This window comes from Arthrobacter sp. 10T419 (genome assembly GCF_056394105.1).
Genome location: NZ_JBFTHF010000051.1, coordinates 1 through 429, shown reverse-complemented (window position 1 = coordinate 429; position 429 = coordinate 1). Strand labels below are relative to the sequence as shown.

General features: G+C 56.6%; 1 protein-coding gene. It reads left to right on the top strand.

Annotated features, from left to right (window positions below):
• The coding region (locus AC1DBD_RS17830) for a hypothetical protein (RefSeq protein ID WP_476982722.1) at positions 1–429 on the top strand (429 nt) is incomplete at both ends.

Genomic DNA, 429 nt, shown 5'->3' with positions numbered 1-429 from the left:
GCCCCCTGGCGCGTAGGATTCAAGAGATTGCGGAGGACTATGCCGATCCTGAAGAAGTTCGCCGAGAAGTCACCGAAGAGTTGCTGCGGCATGCCGAGGGGAACCAACGCCGAGGCCTCGATGGCTACCTGCGTCTGTTGGGCATTCGATCTGGGTTTCTGTATCCCACTCAAAAGAACCCTAACAAGCGTCTTAATCCGGCAGATAGGACGCTAGAAGTGCTGGTCGCCTCCACTATTGATGTGAACGCGCCTCCGGTCGAGTATCGCGACTTCCTTGAACAGTTACTAGCACGTTGGGCCATCATGGTGGGCGGCAGATCTGATGATGCAGCATTGCTCGCGCATGTCGGCGCGAACGTTCCTACGCGGACATTGCGGGAAAACAGCGACCGATTCCTGGACAGACTAGAGTCACTAGGTCTAGCGC